Source organism: Belliella aquatica (assembly GCF_014637795.1).
In the GTDB taxonomy this organism is placed as follows: Bacteria; Bacteroidota; Bacteroidia; order Cytophagales; family Cyclobacteriaceae; genus Belliella; species Belliella aquatica.
On the sequence record NZ_BMFD01000004.1, the window covers coordinates 41,685 to 64,404 of the forward strand.

20 protein-coding genes are annotated in these 22,720 nt (G+C 36.1%); 9 read left to right on the forward strand and 11 right to left on the reverse strand.

Features of this window, described 5'->3' with window-relative positions; genetic code table 11:
* Positions 1 to 40 precede the first annotated feature (40 nt).
* The 4 genes from IEV57_RS06910 to rocF all read right to left on the reverse strand — a co-directional run bounded on the left by IEV57_RS06910 (position 41) and on the right by rocF (position 4,487).
* On the reverse strand, positions 41 to 955 hold the full coding sequence (locus IEV57_RS06910) for a 1,4-dihydroxy-2-naphthoate polyprenyltransferase (RefSeq protein ID WP_188441021.1): 915 nt from the start codon (positions 953 to 955) through the stop codon (positions 41 to 43).
* A gap of 81 nt (positions 956 to 1,036) precedes the next feature.
* Positions 1,037 to 1,624, reverse strand: a complete 588-nt coding sequence (locus IEV57_RS06915) for a glutathione peroxidase (protein ID WP_188441023.1) — start codon at positions 1,622 to 1,624, stop codon at positions 1,037 to 1,039.
* A gap of 10 nt (positions 1,625 to 1,634) precedes the next feature.
* A complete protein-coding gene (gene argS / locus IEV57_RS06920) occupies positions 1,635 to 3,425 on the reverse strand; it encodes an arginine--tRNA ligase (protein ID WP_188441025.1) in 1,791 nt (596 codons plus the stop codon).
* Between the two features lie 111 nt (positions 3,426 to 3,536).
* A complete protein-coding gene (rocF, locus tag IEV57_RS06925) occupies positions 3,537 to 4,487 on the reverse strand; it encodes an arginase (protein WP_188441027.1) in 951 nt (316 codons plus the stop codon).
* Positions 4,488 to 4,764: 277 nt separating this feature from the next.
* Here rocF and IEV57_RS06930 point away from each other — a divergent pair, with 277 nt between their 5' ends.
* From IEV57_RS06930 to IEV57_RS06945, 4 genes are all read left to right on the forward strand, one after another.
* On the forward strand, positions 4,765 to 5,256 hold the full coding sequence (locus IEV57_RS06930) for a hypothetical protein (protein WP_188441029.1): 492 nt from the start codon (positions 4,765 to 4,767) through the stop codon (positions 5,254 to 5,256).
* 131 nt (positions 5,257 to 5,387) lie between these two features.
* Positions 5,388 to 6,779 carry an arginine decarboxylase gene (locus tag IEV57_RS06935; protein WP_188441031.1) on the forward strand — a complete coding sequence of 464 codons (1,392 nt, stop codon included), beginning with the start codon at positions 5,388 to 5,390 and terminating at the stop codon, positions 6,777 to 6,779.
* Positions 6,780 to 6,888: 109 nt separating this feature from the next.
* On the forward strand, positions 6,889 to 8,847 hold the full coding sequence (locus IEV57_RS06940; RefSeq protein ID WP_188441033.1) for a hypothetical protein: 1,959 nt from the start codon (positions 6,889 to 6,891) through the stop codon (positions 8,845 to 8,847).
* Positions 8,848 to 8,864: 17 nt separating this feature from the next.
* Positions 8,865 to 9,704 (forward strand): DUF2490 domain-containing protein, encoded by an 840-nt coding sequence (locus IEV57_RS06945; RefSeq protein ID WP_188441035.1) that lies wholly within the window; start codon positions 8,865 to 8,867, stop codon positions 9,702 to 9,704.
* Here IEV57_RS06945 and IEV57_RS06950 read toward each other — a convergent pair.
* Positions 9,701 to 10,810, reverse strand: a complete 1,110-nt coding sequence (locus tag IEV57_RS06950) for an alanine racemase (RefSeq protein WP_188441037.1) — start codon at positions 10,808 to 10,810, stop codon at positions 9,701 to 9,703. The genes IEV57_RS06945 and IEV57_RS06950 overlap by 4 nt on opposite strands.
* A gap of 202 nt (positions 10,811 to 11,012) precedes the next feature.
* Here IEV57_RS06950 and IEV57_RS06955 point away from each other — a divergent pair, with 202 nt between their 5' ends.
* Together IEV57_RS06955 and IEV57_RS06960 are read left to right on the forward strand one after the other, a co-directional pair.
* Positions 11,013 to 11,828, forward strand: a complete 816-nt coding sequence (locus IEV57_RS06955; RefSeq protein WP_188441039.1) for a helix-turn-helix domain-containing protein — start codon at positions 11,013 to 11,015, stop codon at positions 11,826 to 11,828.
* A 74-nt stretch (positions 11,829 to 11,902) separates the two neighbouring features.
* Positions 11,903 to 13,207, forward strand: a complete 1,305-nt coding sequence (locus tag IEV57_RS06960; RefSeq protein WP_188441041.1) for an MFS transporter — start codon at positions 11,903 to 11,905, stop codon at positions 13,205 to 13,207.
* A gap of 19 nt (positions 13,208 to 13,226) precedes the next feature.
* On the opposite strand, the gene menD is transcribed toward IEV57_RS06960, so the two are convergent.
* The 3 genes from menD to IEV57_RS06975 are packed head-to-tail and all read right to left on the reverse strand — an operon-like array spanning position 13,227 to position 16,550.
* On the reverse strand, positions 13,227 to 14,912 hold the full coding sequence (gene menD / locus IEV57_RS06965) for a 2-succinyl-5-enolpyruvyl-6-hydroxy-3-cyclohexene-1-carboxylic-acid synthase (RefSeq protein ID WP_188441043.1): 1,686 nt from the start codon (positions 14,910 to 14,912) through the stop codon (positions 13,227 to 13,229).
* Positions 14,909 to 16,126 (reverse strand): chorismate-binding protein, encoded by a 1,218-nt coding sequence (locus IEV57_RS06970; protein WP_188441045.1) that lies wholly within the window; start codon positions 16,124 to 16,126, stop codon positions 14,909 to 14,911. Before IEV57_RS06970 ends, menD begins: the two co-directional genes overlap by 4 nt.
* Before the next feature lies 1 nt (position 16,127).
* Positions 16,128 to 16,550 (reverse strand): hotdog fold thioesterase, encoded by a 423-nt coding sequence (locus IEV57_RS06975; protein ID WP_188441047.1) that lies wholly within the window; start codon positions 16,548 to 16,550, stop codon positions 16,128 to 16,130.
* A 53-nt stretch (positions 16,551 to 16,603) separates the two neighbouring features.
* Here IEV57_RS06975 and IEV57_RS06980 point away from each other — a divergent pair, with 53 nt between their 5' ends.
* On the forward strand, positions 16,604 to 17,233 hold the full coding sequence (locus IEV57_RS06980; protein ID WP_188441049.1) for a histidine phosphatase family protein: 630 nt from the start codon (positions 16,604 to 16,606) through the stop codon (positions 17,231 to 17,233).
* Here the strand turns inward: IEV57_RS06980 and IEV57_RS06985 are convergent.
* The 3 genes from IEV57_RS06985 to IEV57_RS06995 all read right to left on the reverse strand — a co-directional run bounded on the left by IEV57_RS06985 (position 17,211) and on the right by IEV57_RS06995 (position 19,653).
* Positions 17,211 to 17,636, reverse strand: coding sequence for a hypothetical protein (locus IEV57_RS06985; RefSeq protein ID WP_188441051.1), 426 nt, complete (start codon positions 17,634 to 17,636; stop codon positions 17,211 to 17,213). The genes IEV57_RS06980 and IEV57_RS06985 overlap by 23 nt on opposite strands.
* A 142-nt stretch (positions 17,637 to 17,778) precedes the next feature.
* Positions 17,779 to 18,549, reverse strand: coding sequence for a zinc ribbon domain-containing protein (locus tag IEV57_RS06990; RefSeq protein WP_188441052.1), 771 nt, complete (start codon positions 18,547 to 18,549; stop codon positions 17,779 to 17,781).
* A gap of 3 nt (positions 18,550 to 18,552) precedes the next feature.
* On the reverse strand, positions 18,553 to 19,653 hold the full coding sequence (locus IEV57_RS06995) for a Nif3-like dinuclear metal center hexameric protein (RefSeq protein ID WP_188441054.1): 1,101 nt from the start codon (positions 19,651 to 19,653) through the stop codon (positions 18,553 to 18,555).
* A gap of 45 nt (positions 19,654 to 19,698) precedes the next feature.
* On the opposite strand from IEV57_RS06995, the gene lpxK reads away from it, so the two are divergent.
* Both lpxK and IEV57_RS07005 read left to right on the forward strand, forming a co-directional pair.
* Positions 19,699 to 20,757, forward strand: coding sequence for a tetraacyldisaccharide 4'-kinase (gene lpxK, locus IEV57_RS07000; protein ID WP_188441056.1), 1,059 nt, complete (start codon positions 19,699 to 19,701; stop codon positions 20,755 to 20,757).
* The gene (locus tag IEV57_RS07005) at positions 20,747 to 22,717 is read left to right on the forward strand and encodes a putative porin (protein ID WP_188441058.1); all 1,971 of its coding nucleotides are present in this window, start codon (positions 20,747 to 20,749) and stop codon (positions 22,715 to 22,717) included. Before lpxK ends, IEV57_RS07005 begins: the two co-directional genes overlap by 11 nt.
* The last annotated feature ends 3 nt before the right edge of the window (positions 22,718 to 22,720 follow it).

Genomic DNA, 22,720 nt, shown 5'->3' on the forward strand with positions numbered 1-22,720 from the left:
AATACAAAAAATTACCAATCAATTTAAATGGAATGAACTATTAATTGAAAATAATCCATGCTAAGCCAAATACAACCACCCAAAGCAAAGTTGAAATTGCCATTTTTTTAAGAAATGGATCAATCATACTTGAATTTTGACCTTTGCTCACACCTAAACCTACTTTGATCATCAAAGGTAAAATCAGCAAGGGAGACAAAGCCCACCATGAAGATTCGAGGGAAGCAAATATGATGATGCTGAAATTGCCTCCAAGGATTAAAAACCAATTGTAAGTGATAGCTGCATCTCTGCCAATTCTTACAGGAATAGATTTCTTTCCTGCTTTGGTGTCTGATGCGATATCTCTAATATTATTAATGTTCAACACTGCTGCACTGAATAGTCCTAAAGAAATCGCAGGTAATAAATTTGCCCAATCAAAACTCAGGGTGTGAAGGAAATATGTTCCTGATACCCCTAAGAGTCCAAAAAAGATAAAAACTGATATATCTCCCAAACCAGCATATCCATAAGGCTTTGCGCCGGAAGTGTAAGTGATAGCGGCAATAATCGCTAAAACCCCTAGCCCGAGGAAGATAAAGAATAACAGCCAATCATTTAAACTGATGTAAAGCAAAGCTAAGCCACTCACCAATGACAAAAAGGCAAAGAGAATCATCGCCTTTTTCATCGATGCTAAACTGATTACACCTGATTGAACTGCCCTGACAGGACCTTCGCGATCTTGACTATCTGCACCATGAACACTATCTCCATAATCATTGGCAAGATTGGAGAGAATTTGAAGAAAAATAGTTGTGATAGCAGCAAGGATGAATACCTCAAAACGAAAACTCCCCTGGTATGCCGCCAAAATAGACCCCATCAAGATACTAGATAGGGCTAAAGGAAGTGTTCTCAAACGAATAGCATGAAGCCAAGCTTGTTTTTTACTGGCTAGAGTGATTTCCACGTTGTAAATTTTCAGCTAAGGTAATAAAAAGACCTGTCTTCGGCATGAAAACAGGTCATGGTGACATAAACAACTCTCTGTTTAAGATTTTATCAATTGGATAATTTCTTGATCCATTGGATTTACCGAAGATGCGAAGAATTTTTTTAATTCACCATTCTCATCGATAAAATATTTACAAAAATTCCAAGTTGGCTCTTTGTCATTCCATCCGTTCAAATCTTTATCTGACAACCATCTGTATAATGGGTGCTTATCTGCACCTTTTACAGAGATTTTATCAAACATTTGGAAAGTCACTCCATAATTGGCGCTGCAAAACTGTTTGATATCTTCATTAGTTCCTGGTTCTTGTCCTCCAAAATTATTTGCTGGAAAACCAAGGATGACTACATCATCTCCATGCTCTTCGTTTAATTTTTGTAAATCAGCATATTGAGGCGTATAGCCACATTTTGATGCCACGTTTACTAAAAGAAGTTTTTTTCCTTTGAATTGGCTGAAGTCAACTTCGTTGCCATCAATATCATTTAATTTGAAATCGTAGATGGATTTTTCCATGAGCATTTGATCTAAAGTGATGTTAGCAGATACTTCATCGTTGTTTTTTTGAACGCTAGAAGTACAAGCAAAAGCAATAAAAACGAAAATAGTAAGTAGTTTTTTCATAGTTTTAGAATTACATTCTGTCTGGGACATTTATTCCTAATAACTTCATCCCTGTTTGAATTGTTTTAGCTGTCAAAGCAGAAAGTGCAACACGGAAAGCCTGAATATTTGCATTAGATTCATTGAAGATGGATAGTTCTGCATAGAATCTATTGTATTCTTTTGCCAAGTCAAATAAGTATTGTGCCAATAGGGCAGGAGAGAATTCTTCCCCAGCTTGTTTGATCTTTTTCTCAAAATCATGAAGGATTACAATCAAATCTCTTTCAGCATCTTCCAAATTTTCAAGTCCTTCAAAGACGGTATCATTATAAACGACTCCAATTTGTTTTGCTTTTCTAAGAATAGAAGAGATTCTTGCGTGGGAATACTGAATAAAAGGCCCTGTATTTCCTTGAAATTCTATGGATTCTTGAGGATTGAAGAGCATTCTTTTTTTAGGGTCTACTTTTAGTAAAAAGTATTTCAAAGCGCCCATACCCAATGTTTCATAAAGCTCGGCAGCTTCCTCGGTTGAGAAACCTTCGATTTTCCCAAGTTCCTTGGTGTGTGTTTCTGCAGTATCGATCATTTCTTGCATCAGGTCATCAGCATCTACTACAGTGCCTTCTCTAGATTTCATCTTTCCTGTAGGAAGATCGACCATGCCATAAGAGAGGTGATAGAGTCCATCTCCATATGGTCGACCAAGTTTACGCATGATTTTGAATAAGACATCAAAGTGGTAATCTTGTTCGTTGCCCACCACATAAATCGATTTGTTGAATCCTGAATCATTGAATTTCAGGTCGCAAGTGCCCATGTCCTGGGTGATATACACGGAAGTTCCATCACCTCGAAGAACCAACTTCTCGTCCAAACCTTCTTCGCTTAAGTCAACCCATGTTGATCCATTGTCTTTTTTGAAGAAAACCTCCTTGGAAAGTCCTTCATCTACAATGTCTTTTCCTAACAAATAGGTGTCTGATTCATAGTAGAATTTGTCGAAATCAACTCCCATTTTTTTGTAGGTAGCATCAAAACCTTGATAAACCCAAGTGTTCATAGTCTTCCAAAGAGAAACGACTGCTTCGTCGTTTGCTTCCCACTTGCGAAGCATCTCTTGCGCTTCTAACATCAAAGGTGCATTTTTTTTGGCTTCCTCCTCGGTTTGTCCCGTGGCTACCAATTCACTGATCTGCTTCTTATATTCTTTGTCAAAAATCACATAGTATTTTCCAGCAAGGTGGTCACCTTTCAATCCTGATGAGGAAGGTGTTTCACCATTTCCAAAATGCTGATATGCGACCATTGATTTGCAAATATGGATTCCACGGTCATTGACTAAGTTAGCTTTGATTACTTCGTAGCCATTTGCTTTCAAGATTTCAGAGATAGAGTATCCTAGAAAGTTATTTCTCAAATGACCCAAATGAAGGGGTTTGTTGGTATTTGGAGAAGAATATTCGACCATCACCTTTTGCCCATTCTGTGGTAGCTGACCATGGTTTGGGTTGGAATAAAGTTGGTGAAAGATATTTAGCCAAGACTTTTCACTTACCGATAAGTTTAAAAATCCCTTAACAACATTATAAGCTGTGATGATCTCAGAGTTGGCGACTAAGTATTCGCCTAGTTTATTTCCTGCAGCCTCAGGTGCCATTTTAGTGACTTTCAGATAAGGAAACATGACAAACGTGAAGCTCCCTTCAAATTCCTTTCTCGTAGGTTGCAGGCCAAGATCACTGATCACCAATTCATGATCGAAAAGCTCCTTAAATCCTTGCTGAATTGCTAAAATAATCTGTTGTTCTAAGTTCATTTTTTATCTTTTTTGCCACGAAGTTTTTTTAGCCGCTGAGGTACGCAAGGTAACGCAGAGGATTATTTTTCTTTTCATACCACAGCGTTCCTTTGCGGTTCAATTATATAATTAGAAGTTATCTACAAGGGATCTTGTGGTGGACTCTAAGACTTCAAAAGCATTTTCTGCCATCAAGTTTTCTGTATCTAGTGTTGGGTTGACTTCTACAATTTCCCAGCAACATACTCTCTTGTCTTTAATCAATTCTGTATTGAGTTGGATGGCTTCTTCTACTGTGAGTCCATTGGCCACAGGAGTTCCAGTACCAACAGATATAGAACTGTCTAAGCTGTCTACATCAAATGAAATATAGATTTGTTCGCAATCCTTGAGCACTTCTAAAGACTCTTTCGCAATTGTGATTACACCCTTTTCTCTCACTTCTTCTGTTGTGAAATTTTTTATTTGATGCTTTGCTATCAAATTATTTTCAGGTTCTTCGGTATCTCTTACAGTAATAAAAACGATGTCCTTTGGGTTGATTTTTGGAAAATCACCACCAATCTTTTTGATTTTTTCCCAATACTGAATGGTCTCCTCCATAGGTTCATTGATACTGCTTTCAAGATTGTCTTCTTTTAAGCACATCGCTAGGGGCATGCCATGCATATTGCCCGAAGGCGTAGTATAAGGTGTGTGTAAATCGGCATGAGCATCTATCCAGATTACGCCGAGTCTCTTTTCGGGATGTGCAGCCTTGATTCCCATGATCGTGCCCGCAGCAGTTGAATGATCTCCTGCTAAGACGATAGGAAATTTCTTCTCCAAGCGAAGCGATTCTATAGTGCTTGATACATTTTTTAGGACTTGATAGACACCATCAATGTACTTGGCATGTGGATGTTTGTTTCCTCTCCATAAAAAATTATTAGCATCTGGAACATTGATAGGATCAAATTTTGTGAAAAAATTAGACTTCTTATCCAAGCTCGCAATTTTAAGTGCATCGATGCCCAAGCTAGCTCCTCTTGTTCCTGCTGCGATTTCAGAACGAACTTCTACTAATTTGATATTTCTCATAAATGATTTTGATATATTCGGGTTTGCTATTTTGCCTTTGATATAAGCTCGGCAAAAGTAGTCAAAAATGCCCGAAAAACCATTTTTGAATCCGATAATCGAAGTTGTGTATGAAGTATATAAATGTGGTTGGTATGTTTTTAAAATTAGATTTCTGAAATGAAATGTATTTGATATTTCATAAACCCTACAAATATTATAGGGTTATTAGGAAATTAAAAATTCTTCTTTTACTTTTGAAGCATCAATGTTTTAGTGAAAGATTAAACTTAATATCATGTTTGTTGCGCCAAGGAGTATCACATCGGAAAATGAAAATGCTAAGTCATTTACTTTTCAAAATATCAGTAAGAAGGCTGATTTAAAATCTAGCGGTTACAGTATTTTACAAATTTTAGAAACTTGTGAAATGTTTGAGGTTGTAGAGTCTGTTAATTACGATTTTCCTAATTTTCCAGAAGCGAATAAGACATTTCATGCTATCTATTTTAATATTAACCCTTCTTTTTATTCCCTTAAAGGTCTTTTTAGAGGTCTTGTAAGTTTGGGCAAGCCGCTTGGGGTAATTTTAGAATATACAGTTGAGAAGGATCAGTTTACTCTTAAATATTATGAAAGTAATTCGAATGCAGTTGAAGCTTATCTTATCAAGATTATTGAGCATGTATGTGAAGAAATCAGGTTTAAAAGTATTTTAAATACCATTTTGGAAAATCAGAGAAAAATCAAAGCAGAAGAGAGTTTGTTGTGGCAAAAACTCTTTGCGTAGTTCGTTCGTTCTTTAGGTGTAGGAAAATTACAGGGGAAAGTCTTCGCGGATTTTCCCCTTATTCATTATGATTTTCCAAGAATATAAGCAAATTTTGTAATCCATTAAATGACAAAATCTTACTCCTGATCATGAATAAATACATTGATTTAATTCAACAAACTTTTGATTTTCCTACTAAAGAATTTAAGGTAGATAATAACGAGTTACATTTTAATGGTGTCAATTTGATGGATATCATCAATACTTATGGTACACCTTTGAAGCTAAGCTATTTACCTAAGATTTCTGAAAACATTCAAAATGCCAAAACTTATTTTGGTAATGCGATAGAAAAACATGATTACAAGGGGAAATATACTTATTGCTATTGTACCAAGTCATCTCATTTCAGCTTTGTATTAGATGAAGCATTAAAGAATGATATTCATATAGAGACTTCTTCTACTTTTGATATTCCTTTGGTAAGAAGTCTTTACAAAGAAGGTAAAATCACCAAGCAGACCTATATCGTCTGCAATGGTTTCAAAAGAGACCTTTACAAACAATACATCACGGAGTTATTGAATGACGGTTTTGTGAATTGTGTGCCTGTTTTAGATAACTTAACCGAGATCGATTACTACCTAGAGCATGTCAAAGTACCTTTTCAAGTTGGAATTAGAATTGCCGCTGATGAAGAGCCTAAATTTGGTTTTTACACTTCAAGACTCGGAGTGAGATACAATGATATTTTAAGTCTATATGAAGAAAAAATCAAGGACAATCCGAACGTGTCTTTGAAAATGCTTCACTTTTTTATCAATTCTGGAATTAGAGATACTGCTTATTATTGGTCTGAATTGACTCGTTTTATTCAGAAATATGTGGATTTGAAGAAAATTGCACCAAGCCTCGACACCATGGACATTGGTGGTGGATGGCCAATCAAGACGAACGTGTTTTTTGATTATGACTATCAGTACATGGCTGAGCAGATTATCAAAAATATCAAATGGATGTGCGCTAAGAACAACACCGTTGAACCAAATATCTTTACAGAGTTCGGGAGTTATACTGTAGGAGAGAGTGGGGCGGTTCTTTATTCTATTTTGGACGAAAAACTTCAAAATGACAAGGAACTTTGGTATATGATTGATGGAAGTTTTATCACCCAACTTCCAGATAGCTGGGGACTCAATCAAAAATATATCATGCTCGCCGTGAATAATTGGCAGGAAGAATATCACAATATTAACTTAGGTGGCTTGACTTGTGACAGTATGGATTACTACAATTCGGAAGCACACCAATTCAACATCTACCTTCCTAATCCAAAAGAAGGCAAAAAACAATATATTGGATTCTTCCATACGGGTGCTTATCAAGAATCCTTAGGTGGCTACGGTGGGATCCAACATTGTCTTATACCAGCTCCAAAGCATGTAATCATCGACAGAGACACTGATGGAAGTGTCAAGCATTGGCTTTTTGCTCCGGAGCAGACGAGTGAAAGCATGATGAAGACCTTGGGATACAAATAGTTCTTTAAATTGGTCTAGTATTTGAGTTTAAAAAGATTAAATGGATATTACCGAAATAACTTCTTAGGTTATTTCGGTAATTTTTTATTTTGAGAGTAAAAATAAATTTATGAATAGGATAATTTTGATTCTAATATTTTCTGCTACTCTGAGTACGGTCTTTGGACAAGAAAGATATAGAGGTGAATATAAGTTCAATGGCTTAGAGGGCAGAGGAGATTTTTTATATGATTTAGGAGAAAATAACCGAGCGATTTTGAATGGGGAATTCTCTTTTTCCAGAAATGTTACTGATTCTGTTGATAAAAGAAAATTATACAAATTAGAAATCAAAGGTGAGTATGATAAAAATGTAAAAATTAATGAATGGACCTACCTAGATCAAATTCATACCATTCATTTCGAAGATGTTGTCAATTTTGAGCCAAAAATTGAGCTTAAAAGCTCCAGTGTGAAGTTGAATTCCATTTATAAAGAAGGAAAACCAGATGGGATTTGGAAAATCGAGGAGCAAGATTTTTTTAACAATGAATTGAGATTAGTTTTTGAATCTGAAGATTTAAAATTCAAGAATGGAAATATAAATGGAGAACTTCATTTTAAAGAATTTCAAAACAATGAAATTTATTACATCAAGGGACAGACTGATGAAGAAGGTTTGATGACTGGAAATTGGGATTTTTACTATTTAGAAGGAGATAATAAGATCAAAGAAACGCGTCGTTATGAAGCTGGTTTTTTAATAGGAATAAATAAAATCAATACTGATACTGACGAATCAATACAAGAAGTAATTTATTATAATACTATAAATAAACTTCAACAACTTGAAGGAAATGATGATTTGGAATTTAAAATTTCTGACAAGCTTTTTAACTTAACTTTTAATGATGGATTTAGAGACTTATCAAGTGAGTTTGCTGGACAAACTTATGGGAATGATTTATTAAAAAAATATTTGAAGAAGGTATTAAAATATGATACTGGGTACGTTAGCAAAAGTTATGAATTAATTGCTTTTCCGATCCATACCAAAAGATTTGAATACGAAATATCTGAAGACCAGCTAGAATTAATTATTAATTTAGAGAAGGATTTTAACAAATTAGAAAATGATGTCAACACATTTGCAAATAGAAATTCTTTAGAGTTGAATAGAAGTAAAAGCGATTCTTTAGCCTTCATATACAGTTTTTTTCAATACAATCAATTTAAGGTCTCACAGATTAAGGAAGTCATTCAGGTATTCACATCTGATGACATTAACTTTATTGATTTAACGAATTTTTCTCGAGATGGCTTCTCGTTTTTGTCAGCTGTAGATGTCATTACTTATGAATTTGGAGATAAGAGTTTGTCAAAGGAAATTATCTATTCTTCCTTAATTGATATAAATAAAAATGTGCTCAAACTTTTTCAAGATTACATTACAGAAATGCAATCTTTTGTAAGCGAATATGGTGGTTATGCCTCTAGTCAGCTTTCGAGGTATGAACAAACAGAGGAGCTTGAAAGCTTAGAAAGTGAAATTCTTAATAAGAAAACTAAGATTGAAGAGAAGTATAAGTCCTTTGTTTCAGAATCCTCTCAAGTTGAAGCTGGTTTAGCGAAATTAAAATCTAATATATTGAATGATAATTTCAATGTACTAAATAGCACTTATGCTGAGACAGAAAGTTTCAATACAAGAATTGAGATAGGAAATAACATTTTGCGTCTTTTAGATGTCTCAGAGTTTGTTCTGGATTCATTGCCTCAGACTTACACTGCATATAATGAACTTAAGGAGTTTTACACAGATGTGACCCTTGATCCATTTTCTTTTGAGACCAACTTTAAGGTATTGAGAAAAAGAAGAATGATAGAAGCTGGAGAATTCGTTTTTGATTATTATTTAAGAAAAATAGAGCAAGAAAAAGACTACAGCAAAATACAGAATTATTTCATACAGATAAATAATTTATTATTCAGGCTTATAGAGCTTAGAACAGAAAATACAAGTAGACTTGAAAGAAGACTTTCAGGATTGACTGATGTAGAACAGATAAAAAGGCTATTGGAGTTATGATTAATGGGGGAGCAATTATGAAATTTATCAGAAAAATAGCGGTTCTGTTCTTATTTGGATTATTCTTAGGGACTTTTCAGACAAATCAGGTTTTAGCACAACAATCTGCCTCTGACTTTGACGTAGAAAAAGAATTTCCTAAATCTTCTTTTTTTTGGCTAGGAACATATACCAAATATAGAATTGGGGAGAAGCTTTGGTATAATGGTGAATATCACGTAAGAACTAGAAGTAATTATGTCAATGAAATGGCACAATTATACATCAGATTAGGACTTTCTTATTTGGTAAATAAGAATTTTGAGATTACGGGTGGTATTGTAACTCCTTTTTATTGGGCCGAAGAAGATCTTTATGAACCCACCGATCAAATTGATAAAATTGTTCCTCAATTTCGATTTTGGCAACAATATCTATTCATTCAGCCACTAGGTAGAGTTAAGGTTTACCATCAGATAAGAACCGAACAGCGATGGAGAAGAGATTTCATTGAAGAGTCTCCGTTTTTGTTGACTCACAGATTTCGTTATAAGTTAATGACTTACATTCCAATTAACACCAGAGATTTTCAACAGGGGACTTTTTATGGTGTGTTTTATAACGAGATTTTCATCCAAGCTGGAAAATCTATTAGGTACAATTATCTCGAGGATAATAGGACATTCGGAGGTCTAGGTTATATACTAAATGAAAATATCCAACTTCAGGCCGGCTTTATGAAAACGTATCAGCAAAGGCAAAATGGAGTAGATTTTAATAGTAGAGATATTTTGAGATTTAGTATTTATCACAATCTAGATTTCTATTATAAGAAAAACAAACAAAAAACAGGTAACATCAACCCTGTATTTAATTAAACTTGACTCGATCCCTCAGCATGGTCTAGCCATTGACCATCTAGGCTAAGATAGGATTTCATACAATCGGCTGTCATGCAGCTGTGTACAGGTAGGATGCCCAAAAGGTCTCCTACCTTTATTTTTTCAAGCAATTCATCCGAAGCTTGGATAATTCCATGTTCTTGAGAGATACTTTTGACAAAAGACCTAGACTCAGGCATAGTCCAGCCATTTTCATTGAGAAATACAATTTCACCAAAGTTCTTACTTCCATCAGATTCCATCAAGACATCTTTGGCTAAATGAACACCTCCAGCGTGGACGAGGATAGTTTTCTTATCTTTTTTGATATCGACCACCGGTGCTGCAAGAGCGACTGCAATATCACTTTTTTGACAACTTCCGATTTGGGCCTGAGTAAGATCATAGAAAACAAAGTTTCCAGGTCCCATTTCATCAATATCCCCAAAATCTTCCATGGTAGAGCAACCGGGTGTATCACCAATTCGGGTTACCAAATAAGGATACTCGCTGCTGTACTTAGTTTTGAGCATATTCAATGCAAGTCTTGTCTCTTCATAAATCTTGGAAATATCCTTTTCATAGTACGAATGACCAGCGTGAATATAAAATCCTTTGAAAATTAGCTTTTCACTTTCTTTGGCTTTTCGAAGGATTCCTTCAATCATGCCAAAATCTGTAGCTTCAACACCCGTACGACCATAGCCTGCATCAATCTCAATAAAAAACTCAACAGGAAAATCTAAAGACATATTCAAACTTTCTGCGACCGCTTCATTGACTAGCTGAATGGAGATTTTATTTTGTTTAGTAAGTTCTTGGAGTAATTCGATTTCCAAAGGATTGAATGGAAAAGCGATATGGATATTTTCCCACCCATTTTGGCAAAAGTACTTGGCCATTTTGATAGAGGAAACAGTGATTTCTGTTATGCCATATTCCTTCGCCCATTTCCCTATTGCTTTGGATTGTCCTGTTTTGAAGTGTGGAATCAATTTCAGTCCATGCTTTTTAGCTTTGTTAGCCATCGTTTGCAAGTTATTTCTGCAAATGGCTTCATTGATCAAAAGTGTAGGAGAGGTAATTTGGCTTAAATATGACATAGTAGAATTCTTTCTGCTAAAATAGGATTTGATTTCCGAAAGTGAAACAATTGCGTCTTTTCAAAATGGAAATGCCGATTTTTGAATAAAAACGTGCTTAGCATTGAAAGTCGGGTAAATGTCGGGTAAAATCCTCACTATTTTCAGGTTATATTTGAAGAAATCATTCCAATTTGCCATGGTCAAACAAACAATCAACACAATGAAACAACCAGAACTCGGCCTCAAAATCCAAGAATGGAGGAAGGCTAAAGGATTGACGCAAGAAGAGCTTGTGGAGCGCTGTAACATCAACGTACGGACCATTCAAAGAATAGAAGCTGGAGAAGTTACTCCTAGATCTTATACAATTAAGGCTATCATGGAAGTCTTAGATGTAAGTCATTTTGAAGCCATGGACTATATCCCAAAACAAGAAGAAATGAATTTCTCTACTTCTTCTAAAAGAATATTCCTTTTAGCTGGGATAGCAGGGATTATTTACTTTTTTATTTCAATGATAGAATTTTATTTCGACGGAAGTCTATTTATGGGGTCAAGTTTAGAACTACCTGATTATTATGTGGTTCTTAAGATTTTTGTTTTTATGTCCTTATTCTTTTATGTATTTGGGTTTGTAAGACTTGGAAAAGAGCTCGGATCAAAACTTATTCAATTTGGATCAATCTTATTTATCATAATTAATTTGGGGATTATTGGTGCAGATATTTTCTATTCCAACCAATCTTCAATTGATTACAAATTATTCGGAGTTATAAAATTATTTAGTTTGGGTGTTTCACTCATACCCTTGTCTATTGGATTGATTATAATCCAAAAGAAGATGGGCTCAATATTTCTTGTGGCTGGTGTGGTTGGATTACTTACAACACTTTTATTTTGTACTGTAATACTCAGTATGTATGGACTACTTTTATTGACAGCCTTTGATATTTTATGCATCTATCTATTGTTTTCAATTTATAATAAAAAGGAGCGGTTTTTAAGTGCTGAAATTGGAATCCTAGCACTTTCATAAAGAAAATAGTCCCTTAAAAAAAACCTTTCCATCAACCATTTTAGGATTGAGGAAAGGTTTTCTTATTTTTGATCATGTCCAAAAGTAATTTAGTTGATAAAACCTATGATTTGATCACAGATGAAGGGGAGGAGCGTGCATGCGAAGCGATCCCTGATTCTGCTTGTCAGGAAACACCTGGGAATTATTTCAAAAATGTTTTCAGTGGGGCATTATCTAAATTAGCTGAGCAGCTTGTAAGTCCAGGCACGACTTTACCATGGATTTTTTCCGCTCTAGGAGTTCCCAATCTATTTTCTGGAGCATTAGTGCCCATCAAAGATGCTGGTTCTCTATTGCCTCAGCTTTTCGTCTCTGCTAGAATCAGAAAGTATGCAACAAGGAAATGGTTTTGGGTTGTTCCTGCCTTGATTCAAGCCTTGGCATTGGGAGTGATGGCCTTTGTAGTCTTAAAAACTGAGGAGACAACAGCTGGGATATTGATATTGAGCTTATTATTGCTTTTTAGTATTGCCAGTGGTGTAGCGAGTATCAGTTTCAAAGATGTCATTGGAAAAACCATTCCAAAAGGAAAAAGAGGCCAGCTTTTGGCTGCCAGATCGACGATTGGAGGTGTGTTGACCTTAATTACGGGAGTTTTTGTTTTACAAGATTTACAAAATGAAGGAGACAATTCTCTTTTGTTTTGGCTTGTCATGTCAGGAGCCATTTTATGGGTGTTCTCAGCATTGCTTTTCGCAAGCATAAAAGAGGAACCTGGAAGCACAGCAGGCGGAAGGTCCCCGATCAACGAGCTTAAGAAGGCATGGGTGTTTTGGAAAGATGATGCTAACCTTAGACGTTTTGTTTTTACCAGAGGCTTGCTAATGGCTATCCCACTTGCGCAGCCTTTCTTTGTGATTTTGGGAAAAGAGGAATTGGGGAATGAAGTTAGTAATCTCGGAATAATGGTCATTGCTGCCGGAATTGCAAGTATTGTCAGTAGTCCATTTTGGGGAAGGTTTGCTGATCAGTCTAGTCGAAAGTTGATGGTTTGGGTGTCTGTTTTGGGAATTGTGAATATTTCACTGATGGCACTTTTCCCAATTTGGCCAGACGATTTCAAAAATATCTACACTTTTGCAGCTCTATTCCTGATTCAAGTCATGGCACATGGCGGGGCAAGGTTAAGTAGGAAAACTTACTTGGTAGATTTTGCTCCAGAAAAAGAGAGACCACTTTACGTTTCTCTTTCGAATACCATGATCGGAGTTTTTACCTTGATTGCCGCAGGGCTTGGGTCACTTTCTTCTATTTTCGGAATTCCCACGATGCTATTTTTATTTGTTGCCTTGCTTGTTTTAGCCTTGTTTCTCGCATTTAGGCTAAAAGAAGTTTGATCCAAATAAGAATTTAATTTTAGAAGTTCTCGAGTTTTTTACTAATCTCAGCTTTGATGTGTTTTAGGATTTCAGCGTTTTTGCTGCTATTCGATTTGATTTCAATAAGTTTTGGTCTTAAAGAGCTTTTATAAAAATCTTCCAAGGCTAAATCTAACCCTTCTTCATCATGGACTAGGTTGTAGTCAAAATCAAACTCTTTGCATAGGTTACTCGCATTTAGAGCTTGAGTGGTTTCAAAAAACTCTTCTAATTCAGGCTGCTTTGCAGGTCCGTCGATAAGTCTAAAGATGCCACCTGCATGATTGTTCAATAAGATAATTCTCAAATTTGGAGTATCGTAATTGTGCCAAAATGCATTTCTATCATAAAAGAAAGCTAAATCACCGGTGATCAAGGTGACCGATTCCTTGGTGGTCATGGCACAACCAACAGCAGTACTGTTGCTTCCATCAATTCCACTTGTTCCTCTATTACAAATCACTTCTTGTCTTCTAGCGCCTAGAAAATTCACGTAGCGTACGGTCATGCTATTAGCCAAATGAAGTTTTGATTGATCAGGTATAGCCTTCAAAACTCTGGAAATAGCGCTGTATTCTCCAAATTCAGCATTGGATAAAAGATTAGGAAGCGAGTTTTTGATCGATTGATCTATGCTTTTCCAATTAGACACAAATTCTAAATTCGATTGAAAGTGACTCTCCGCAAAATTCAAAAACTCAATTGCTGTACAGTGAATTGTTTGGGTGAGACTTTGATAAGTATCTGGGCTTTGACCTGCTTCTTGAATATGCCAATGTTCAGCTTTTGATTTTCTGAGGAATAGTTTAAGGTTTTTAGAAATAATTGATTTACCAAAGGAAAGTATCAAATCAGGTTGAAGCTTTTCTTCGATTTGCTCTTTTCCTAAAAAATGATCATGGAAATTTACCGTTTCTTCCGATTGTAAGTTGGATATGGTATCTGTAATGACTACCGCATTCCCAGCTTTGGTAATGATATTTAAAACTTTTTCTAATTTTTCGTTTGGTCTTTGTTGACCAGGAACAATCAGGATTCTATTAAAAATTTTGAGTTTTGACGCTATTTTTTGCTTGGAATCATCAGAAAGCGAAGCGCTTCCTTGGAGGATTTCAATATTTTTGACTTTAGAATTGAATGCAAAACTCTCATTTTTTTCTGGATAGAAGGGCTCTCTCAGCGGGATATTGATGTGCACTGGACCAGGAGGATATTGCATAGCCAAATTGATCGCGTCATTGGTAATTCTGTTTGCGTGCCATATTTTATCTGGATGAGTATATTCATCAGGAAATGTGAAAGAGCCTTTTACATGCTTTCCGTAGATATCTGTTTGTCGAATTGTCTGTCCATCCCATTGATCAATCCACTCGGGGGGTCTGTCAGCGGTGATGACGAGCAGAGGGATTTGTTGGAAAAAAGCTTCTGCGACTGCTGGCGCATAATTGTAAGCAGCAGATCCAGAAGTGCACACCAATGCGACAGGCGATTCATACTGCTGCGCCATTCCTAATGCAATGAAGGCTGCTGATCTTTCGTCGGAGATTGTTCTGGAATGAATTTCAGAATGTCTGACAAAGGCCAAAGTGATCGGAGCACACCTTGAACCTGGAGAAAGGATAGCGTGATTTACTCCTTTTTGAGCACAAAGTTCAACGAGATTAATTATTGGTTCAAGGATCAAATCGATGCTGTAAGATTTAAATGTTGGCCAATGATATCACACTTCATTTCTGTTTCTTCCCATTCTTTTTCAGGAATGGAATCTTCTGTTACCCCTGCACCGGCGTACAAAATGGCGAATCCTTCCATCAGTCTGGCAGTTCTTAAATTGACATAAATAGCTGTCTCATCTTCTATATTTACTGGACCAATATATCCTGCAAACAAAGATCTGTCAAATTTTTCATGTTGTCTCAAAAAGTCAAAAGCTTCTTTTCTTGGCATTCCACAAACGGCGGAAGTTGGATGAAGCAATTCTAACATTACAGTTCCGAGCTGAGGGAAATTGGTGTTTTTCATATTTACTTTGAAATCAGATCTTAGGTGAAGTAGATTTCCTGCCAAAACAGTTTTTGGACCAATTTCATCATATTCTCTCAATCTAATTTTCTTGAAGCAATCAACGATGTATCTACTCACTAAAGCCTGCTCTTCAATTTCTTTTTGAGTCCAAGCAGTATTTTTCAGAGGATTCTCACCTGAAACCTTTTGTGTCCCTGCCAAAGACATGGTAGAAAATTGATCCCCTTTGGTTTGAATCAATACTTCCGGTGAAGCACCTAGCCACGAACCAACTTTAGGGATATGGAAAAAATTCACAAAAGCATTTGGGTATGATTCAATCAGACGCTTGATGGATTTTACTAAATCAAACTGTTGGTTTAGCTCAATTTTCTTGAGTTTGGCAGGTACGATTTTATTGAGTCCACCTGCTTTGATTTCTTCGATTCCCTTTTCTACTAATTCAATAAAATCTTGTCTAGTACATTCGAAGTGAGTTTCTCTCAATCCTTCAATACCTTCCGTTATGAGAGATTTATTAATTCTTCTGGCACTGTCTTCTACTGATCTGATTTCTTCAATGTCATTGAGGTCATTTTTGTGATCTTCAAATGGAAGATTTAAATCAATTTTGAAATACGTATTGGCTTCAAGAAAATAGGCTTTTCCATCTTTTTGATCTTCAAATGGATGCACGATAAATCCCGAAGTCAATTCTTCTAAAAGTGGGGAAACCCGTTTTGTTTCACCCGTATTATCAATTAATACGTGGATAAACTGAGATTTGGGTTGTCTCCAAACTGCTACTTGGTTGCCTTCTTCTAAGTTTTTTGCCAGAAGGTTACTCAAATAATGAACTAGACTATCGAATTGTATCGCTACTGCACTTTGCATATTATTTCTTATCAATCACTGCCATGGTAATTCTACTAATGCAGCTTAGTTCTCCTTTTTCAGTGTAGATTTTTATCTCCCAAACTTGTGTCTTTTTACCAATGTGGATGGGTTTTGTAACGCCTCGGACAAATCCCTCTTTTACAGATTTGAGGTGATTGGCATTGATTTCCAGACCTACACAAAATTGTCTTTCTTTATCCACAGTACATGCCGCGGCTACACTTCCTAAGGTCTCTGCTAGAACTACATTTGCTCCCCCATGTAACAGTCCTAGGGGTTGTTTGGTTCTAGAATCTACTGGCATTGTTGCTTCTAAATAATCTTCTCCAATTTCAGTAAATTTAATATCTAAAAAATCAGTCATGGAGCCTTTTCCCAAATTGTTAAGAAGGTCTAAAGTCAGGTTTGTAGGAAATATCATGAATATTGGGATAAAAGTTATTTCTTTGATGTTTGAAACAAAAATAGAGAAACTTGTTAAGTAAAAAAATTTACCTCGTAAGACACGGGCAGACGGATTATAATTTGAAGGGTGTGGTACAAGGAAGCGGGATTGATGCTCCTTTGAATTCAAATGGACAAAAGCAGGCAAAAGCATTTTTTGAGGCCTACAAGCAAGTGGATTTTGAAAAGGTCTACTACACAGGTTTGCAAAGGACAAAGCAGTCTATCCAAGGTTTTCTAGATTTAAATATCCCCTCAGAATCTATTATAGAGCTTAATGAAATTAGCTGGGGCAAATATGAAGGCCAACCGATGACGCATGAAGAAAATGAATATTACTTGCACATGCTCAAGAGATGGTCTGAAGGAGATTTGGATTATGCAATAGCGGGGGGAGAAAGTCCCAATATGGTCGTCAAACGCTTAAAAATTGGGATTGATAAAATTTTGGGTCAACCGGAAAAGGTAATTCTTATTTGCATGCATGGCCGAGCAATGCGGATGTTACTGAGTTTGTTGATGAATTATGATTTGCGATTCATGGATGAGTTCAAACATCAAAACCTTGGTCTCTATGAATTAAATATGGATGATTCTGGTACTTTCAAAATCTTGAAATATAACTCAGGAGAACATCTTAGGGGGTTGGAACTGACTTAAAAAACTTGTTCGATTTCTTGCTGCTTTTTTCAACTTTACCTTCGATACTAGAAAGGAAGGCTTGGTATATTCCTTTTGATTGATCTAAATCAATAATTTGGAATGCGACATCATTGAGTGTCGTGATTGTGGTTTGATTTAATCTTACAATATAATCTCCGATGAGACATTTGTCGATTTTTTCTTGGGTGGTTTTAATGATAATTGCAGCATCTGAGTTTCCTGAGTAGGATTTCGTATCAAAAAGGTTCATCAAACTCAATTCAATATACTCTGGACTCGTTTTGTTGTTTTTCAATTCGGCTTTATCAAAGATAATTAAAAATGTCTTTTCGTTTGGGTTTTTCGCAAAGCCCAAACTAAAGAAGGAAAATAAGAATAAGGTCAAAAGTATATTTTTCATAATTGGAATGTATAAAAATAAAACGGATATGTCAAGAGATGGTTTACAGAGTCTCGACATTTTTAAAAATGAACGCTAAAACCAAGGGTATTTAGCATGAAAGTAAAAAAAAAGATCTGAATTTCTTCAGATCTTTATATGATTAAGCTTTTGTACTTCTTTTTTTCTTTGGTGCTACTTCCTCCTCAATCTCGTCTTCTACACCGGAGAAGATTCTACCACAATGTTCGCAAACAATTAATTTTTTCTTCTCTCTGATATCTGCTTGTCTTTGTGGTGGTACCACATTGAAACAACCTCCACAAGCTCCTCTTTTTACCAAAACTACTGCCAGGCCATTCTTAGCATTGACTCTGATTTTGGAATAAGATTTAGCAAGTCTATCTTCGATTTTCTTCATTGCTTTTTCTCTGTCCGCATTTAGCTTTGCTTCTTCAGCCTCACTTTCAGCGACGATATTCTGCAATTCTCCTTGCTTATTTTCAAGATCCTTTTTTCTATCTTTTACTACATCTTTCAACTCATCAAGATCTCTATTTTTGGTTTCGATTCTTGTTTGAGCTTCACCAATTTTCTTTTTTGAAACTTGGATTTCTAAGTCTTGTAGTTCGAGCTCTTTGGTGATGGCGTCATATTCTCTATTGTTTCTGACATTCATCTGCTGCTCTTGATATTTTTTGATCAGCTTTTCAGATTCTTTGATGTTCTCCTTATGCTTTTTGATCTCGTCATCAAGACTTAGGATATCTGAATTGAATTTTTCTACTCTAGTTTCATAACCTGCGATTTCATCTTCTAGGTCTTGGACTTCCTCAGGAAGGGCTCCTCTAACTTTAACGATTGAATCTAGGCGGGAATCTATCTTTTGAAGATTATGTAATGCTTCAAGTCTCTGTGCAACGGTACTTTCCATGTACTATATGTAAGTTATCGGATTCGTAACTACTTTTGTCAAATAGAGTGCAATATTAGTGAATTTTTGTGACAAAAGCTCTAATAATAAATCTTTTGTATATATTTCACTTTCGTAGTGACCTATGTCGCAAATAACTATTTGATTTTCAGCATCAAAGAATTCATGATATTTTATATCTGACGTAATAAAGATATCTGCTCCCAATTTTTTGGCCATGGGCAAAAGAAAAATTCCTGCGCCCCCGCATACAGCAACTTTCTTGATTTGCTTGCCTAGTAAAGAAGTATGCTTGATGACTTTAAGGTTCATTTTGGACTTGAGCAATCCCAAAAATTCTTTTTCATCCACTCCTGAAGCCAATTCGCCAATCATTCCTGCACCAACTTCCTGATTTTCATTTTCTAATTTTTGAAGGTAGTACGCTACCTCCTCATAAGGGTGTGCTTGTTTTAATGCTGCAATAATTTTTCGTTCCAGATGGGAAGGGATCATTACTTCAATTCTTGATTCAGGTTCTCTGTGCGAGACATTTTTCTGACCGATACTTGGATTTGCTTTAGGAGATGGTGTAAAAGTCCCAGTTCCTTCTGTTATAAAACTGCAATCCTTATATTCTCCTATTTTTCCTGCACCAGCAGCAAACATCGCCTGAAGTACTTCATCCAAATTTGTATGGGGAACAAAGGTGGTTAACTTGGTAAGTAATTCTTTTTTAGGTGCTAAAATCTTCGTGTTTTCTAAACCGATTTTATCACAAATCTTTTTATTGACACCGTGCGCGACATGGTCTAGATTTGTATGGATGGCATAGATGGCAATATCATTTTTAATGGCTTTGATCATAGTTCGCTCCACGTAATTCTTGCCCGTGAGACTTTTTAATCCTTTGAATACTATCGGATGGTGTGCTACGACAAGATTACAGCCCATTTCTATCGCCTCATCAATGACTTCTTCAGTCGCATCCAAGGAGCATAATATGCCTTTTACTTTTTCTTTTGGATTGCCTGTCAGTAGTTGTGCATTGTCATAAGATTCTTGATAGGCAGGTGGAGCAAGCATTTCTAAGTAAGAAACAACATCGCTAATCGTATAAACCATATATTTTAATTTAATTTGTCAATCAAAATTAACTAAAAATAGCAAATGCGTTGGTTCGATCCGCTGCTTTATCCATTTTCTTTACTTTATGACACTGCTACTCGGTTGCGAAATCGGATGTTTGATGTTGGGATGAAAAAAGGAGTTGAGTTTTCCATTCCTACTATTGTCGTCGGAAACTTAAGTATGGGAGGTACGGGTAAAACGCCTTTTGTGGAATTGCTGATCCGGCTTTTTTCAGAAAAACACCAAATCTGTACGCTTAGCAGAGGGTATGGTCGTAAGACTAAGGGATTCATTCTAGCCAATGAAAATGCATCAGCTGCTGAAATAGGGGATGAACCTTATCAGATTTATTCAAAGTTTGGTCATAAGATCAATGTGGCTGTAGGAGAAGAACGAATTCTTGCAATACCCGAAATTATTATCCAAAAACCAGAGACAGAAGCAATCTTTTTGGATGATGCCTTCCAGCATCGCTATGTCAAAGGTGATTTGAACATCTTGTTGACTACTTTTCAAAAACCTTTTTTCAAGGATAAAATCGTGCCACTCGGCACATTGAGAGAAGCAAAAGAAGGTGCTGGTAGAGCGGATATTATTGTAGTAACCAAGTGCCCAACTGGACTTGAAGATGATGTAAAAGCTAAGTTTTCGATAGAGATTAGAAAATTCAATTCGGAGGCTAAAATTATCTTTGCTGGGATAAAATATGGAAAGCCAGTTGCCGCTGGTACTGCATCAAATGGTGATAGCAAGAATGTTGTGTTAGTTTCTGGAATTGCAGATGATAGCCTGTTCAAGGCGGAAGCAAAGAAAAATTATACTGTTATCAAGGATTTTGCTTTTTCTGATCATCATCACTATAAAGTCAGTGATATTAAAAAAATTGTGGAGAGCGTAAAAGAAAATCCCGATTCACTAATTTTAACGACTGAAAAAGATGCAGTCAAACTTAAAGCACCTATATTTCGAGATTATTTAGAAGAAATTGCGACTTTTGCTCTTCCTATTGAGATAAGCTTGAGTGAAGAAGACTTACTTTGGCTAGAAAAGAGAGTGTCAGTTGCGATTAAGGACAAAGGTTACATCCGTGAAATTTAAATTATATAGTTTACTTGTATTTTTTATATGCTTTTTTTTAGCAGAAGAAGTGTATTCTCAAGGGGCTACGCGAGTGCCTCCTCCTGGTTCTGGAGGTACTTTTCCTCCACAGCAGCAAAGGCAGCAAGAAGGAGAAAATGAAGGCGAAGGTGAAACGAATGGTAGAAGAAAACTAATCGATGATTCTACGAAAATGGTTTTTGGACCAAAGACTACCTTATATTTCTTTGAAAAGGATGTCAAAAGAAATCGGATTAAAAAAACAGAGTTGGACACCCTGCTCAACGGTTTTCATTATTATGAACCTGTAGCTAGCACAGGATGGAAGTATCAGGATCTCGGTAATATTGGAACTGCTTCAAAACCGGTATTTTATCAAGCACCAAAGATGATAGGGACATCATCAGGGTTTTCTGCTTATGATCTTTATTATCATTCACCGGACAGTATCAAATATTACGATACAAAATCTCCCTATACTAAAATGGCACTGTTCTTTGGAGGAGGGAATAGGAACATGATGGATTTAGAATTTGCGAGAAATGTCACTCCGAATTGGAACGTTGGATTCAATCTTCATACAATTAGAGCTACGAAAACCCTCAATCCATCACGAAGGGACGATCATGGTGCTGTGCAGAATTCCTATTCTTTTCAAACTAGTTATAAGTCTGATAACGAGAAATACTTCCTCTTGGCAAATTTCTCTAGAATGAGGCATCAAGTGGCCGAACAAGGAGGTATCATCCCTCCTGACGTGGACAGTACCTCTCTTTATTTTACTTATGAAGATGCAAAAGTCTGGCTTCGTAATTCTCAAGCAGTAGATTTGAGGCAAGACTATCATCTGTATCATGAATATGAATTGCTCAAAGGCTGGCAAGTATATCATGTATTTGACAAAAGAAAACAAGATGTCACCTTCAAATCAGCTTTAAATTCTGCTGATGGTGCTTTTTTCGATCTCTATAATCCAGATCGATTCAATCGTCAAGATAGTACGATCATTTTTAATAATTTTTCCGAGTGGAGAAATGAAGCTGGTTTCAAAGGGGACTTGGGTCTATTATATTATAATGCCTTCGTGAAATTTCGGACTGGCAGAATGGAAAGTAACTATTTTGTCAATCCAAATGGATTTGATGAGTTATCTCTTGGCGGTGCATTGAGAGGAGATTTGAATGAAAAATGGAGTTTTGAGGCTGAGGGTGAATATCTCTTGCCAGGAGCATTTAGAATCCATGGATTATTTGTATCACCCTATTTAGAAGCATCTTATACCAAGGCTTTGTACAAACCCACTTCAATGCAAGAATTGTACAGAGGAAATCACCACCGCTGGAGCAATAGTTTTTCAAATATTGGATTAGATCAAATTCAAGGTGTTATCAAAGCAGACTTTAAAAGATGGAGTATTCGGCCTAATTTGACGATCAATAGAGTTAATAACTATGTGTTTTTTAATGAAAATCAGCAAGCTACACAGGCTTCAGGCGAAGCATTTATGTTAATTCCAGGAATCAAAACCAGCTTCAATGCAGGAGGTAAATTATTCTGGGAGACTGAAGCTTACTATACTTTAATTACGGGAGGCGGAGCTGACAACTTCAGAATTCCCGAGATATTTGTTAATAGTAGGATTTATTTTGATAGTCCATTATTTGACGAAAACCTTTTTGTTCAAATTGGTTTAGAGGGTAGATATAGGAGTGAACACTTTGCAGAAGCCTACAATCCTGCTATGCAGCAATTTCATCTTCAAGACAGATTCTCTAATGTCGAAGGGTATCCTGTCGTTGACTTTTTTCTCAATGCAAGGATTAACAGAACAAGGATTTTATTAAGATACAACCATGTGAATAGCAATTTACTTTCTGTTCCAGGCTATTTCGTGACGCCGGATTTTACTGGATTGAAAGGAACATTTGACGTAGGAATTTCATGGCCTTTATTTGATTGATAA

Bases quoted from the DNA above. Each gene is read 5' to 3' on its own strand.
- IEV57_RS06975 (WP_188441047.1), bottom strand. From the start codon at position 16,550: ATGATATTTCCTACAAACCTGACTTTAGACCTTCTTAACAATTTGGGA.
- IEV57_RS06970 (WP_188441045.1), bottom strand. From the start codon at position 16,126: ATGCAAAGTGCAGTAGCGATACAATTCGATAGTCTAGTTCATTATTTG.
- IEV57_RS06935 (WP_188441031.1), top strand. From the start codon at position 5,388: ATGAATAAATACATTGATTTAATTCAACAAACTTTTGATTTTCCTACT.
- IEV57_RS06940 (WP_188441033.1), top strand. From the start codon at position 6,889: ATGAATAGGATAATTTTGATTCTAATATTTTCTGCTACTCTGAGTACG.
- IEV57_RS06930 (WP_188441029.1), top strand. From the start codon at position 4,765: ATGTTTGTTGCGCCAAGGAGTATCACATCGGAAAATGAAAATGCTAAG.
- IEV57_RS06990 (WP_188441052.1), bottom strand. From the start codon at position 18,549: ATGGAAAGTACCGTTGCACAGAGACTTGAAGCATTACATAATCTTCAA.
- IEV57_RS06950 (WP_188441037.1), bottom strand. From the start codon at position 10,810: ATGTCATATTTAAGCCAAATTACCTCTCCTACACTTTTGATCAATGAA.
- lpxK (WP_188441056.1), top strand. From the start codon at position 19,699: ATGCGTTGGTTCGATCCGCTGCTTTATCCATTTTCTTTACTTTATGAC.
- IEV57_RS06915 (WP_188441023.1), bottom strand. From the start codon at position 1,624: ATGAAAAAACTACTTACTATTTTCGTTTTTATTGCTTTTGCTTGTACT.
- IEV57_RS06995 (WP_188441054.1), bottom strand. From the start codon at position 19,653: ATGGTTTATACGATTAGCGATGTTGTTTCTTACTTAGAAATGCTTGCT.
- IEV57_RS06945 (WP_188441035.1), top strand. From the start codon at position 8,865: ATGAAATTTATCAGAAAAATAGCGGTTCTGTTCTTATTTGGATTATTC.
- IEV57_RS06985 (WP_188441051.1), bottom strand. From the start codon at position 17,636: ATGAAAAATATACTTTTGACCTTATTCTTATTTTCCTTCTTTAGTTTG.
- rocF (WP_188441027.1), bottom strand. From the start codon at position 4,487: ATGAGAAATATCAAATTAGTAGAAGTTCGTTCTGAAATCGCAGCAGGA.
- argS (WP_188441025.1), bottom strand. From the start codon at position 3,425: ATGAACTTAGAACAACAGATTATTTTAGCAATTCAGCAAGGATTTAAG.
- IEV57_RS06955 (WP_188441039.1), top strand. From the start codon at position 11,013: ATGAAACAACCAGAACTCGGCCTCAAAATCCAAGAATGGAGGAAGGCT.
- IEV57_RS06960 (WP_188441041.1), top strand. From the start codon at position 11,903: ATGTCCAAAAGTAATTTAGTTGATAAAACCTATGATTTGATCACAGAT.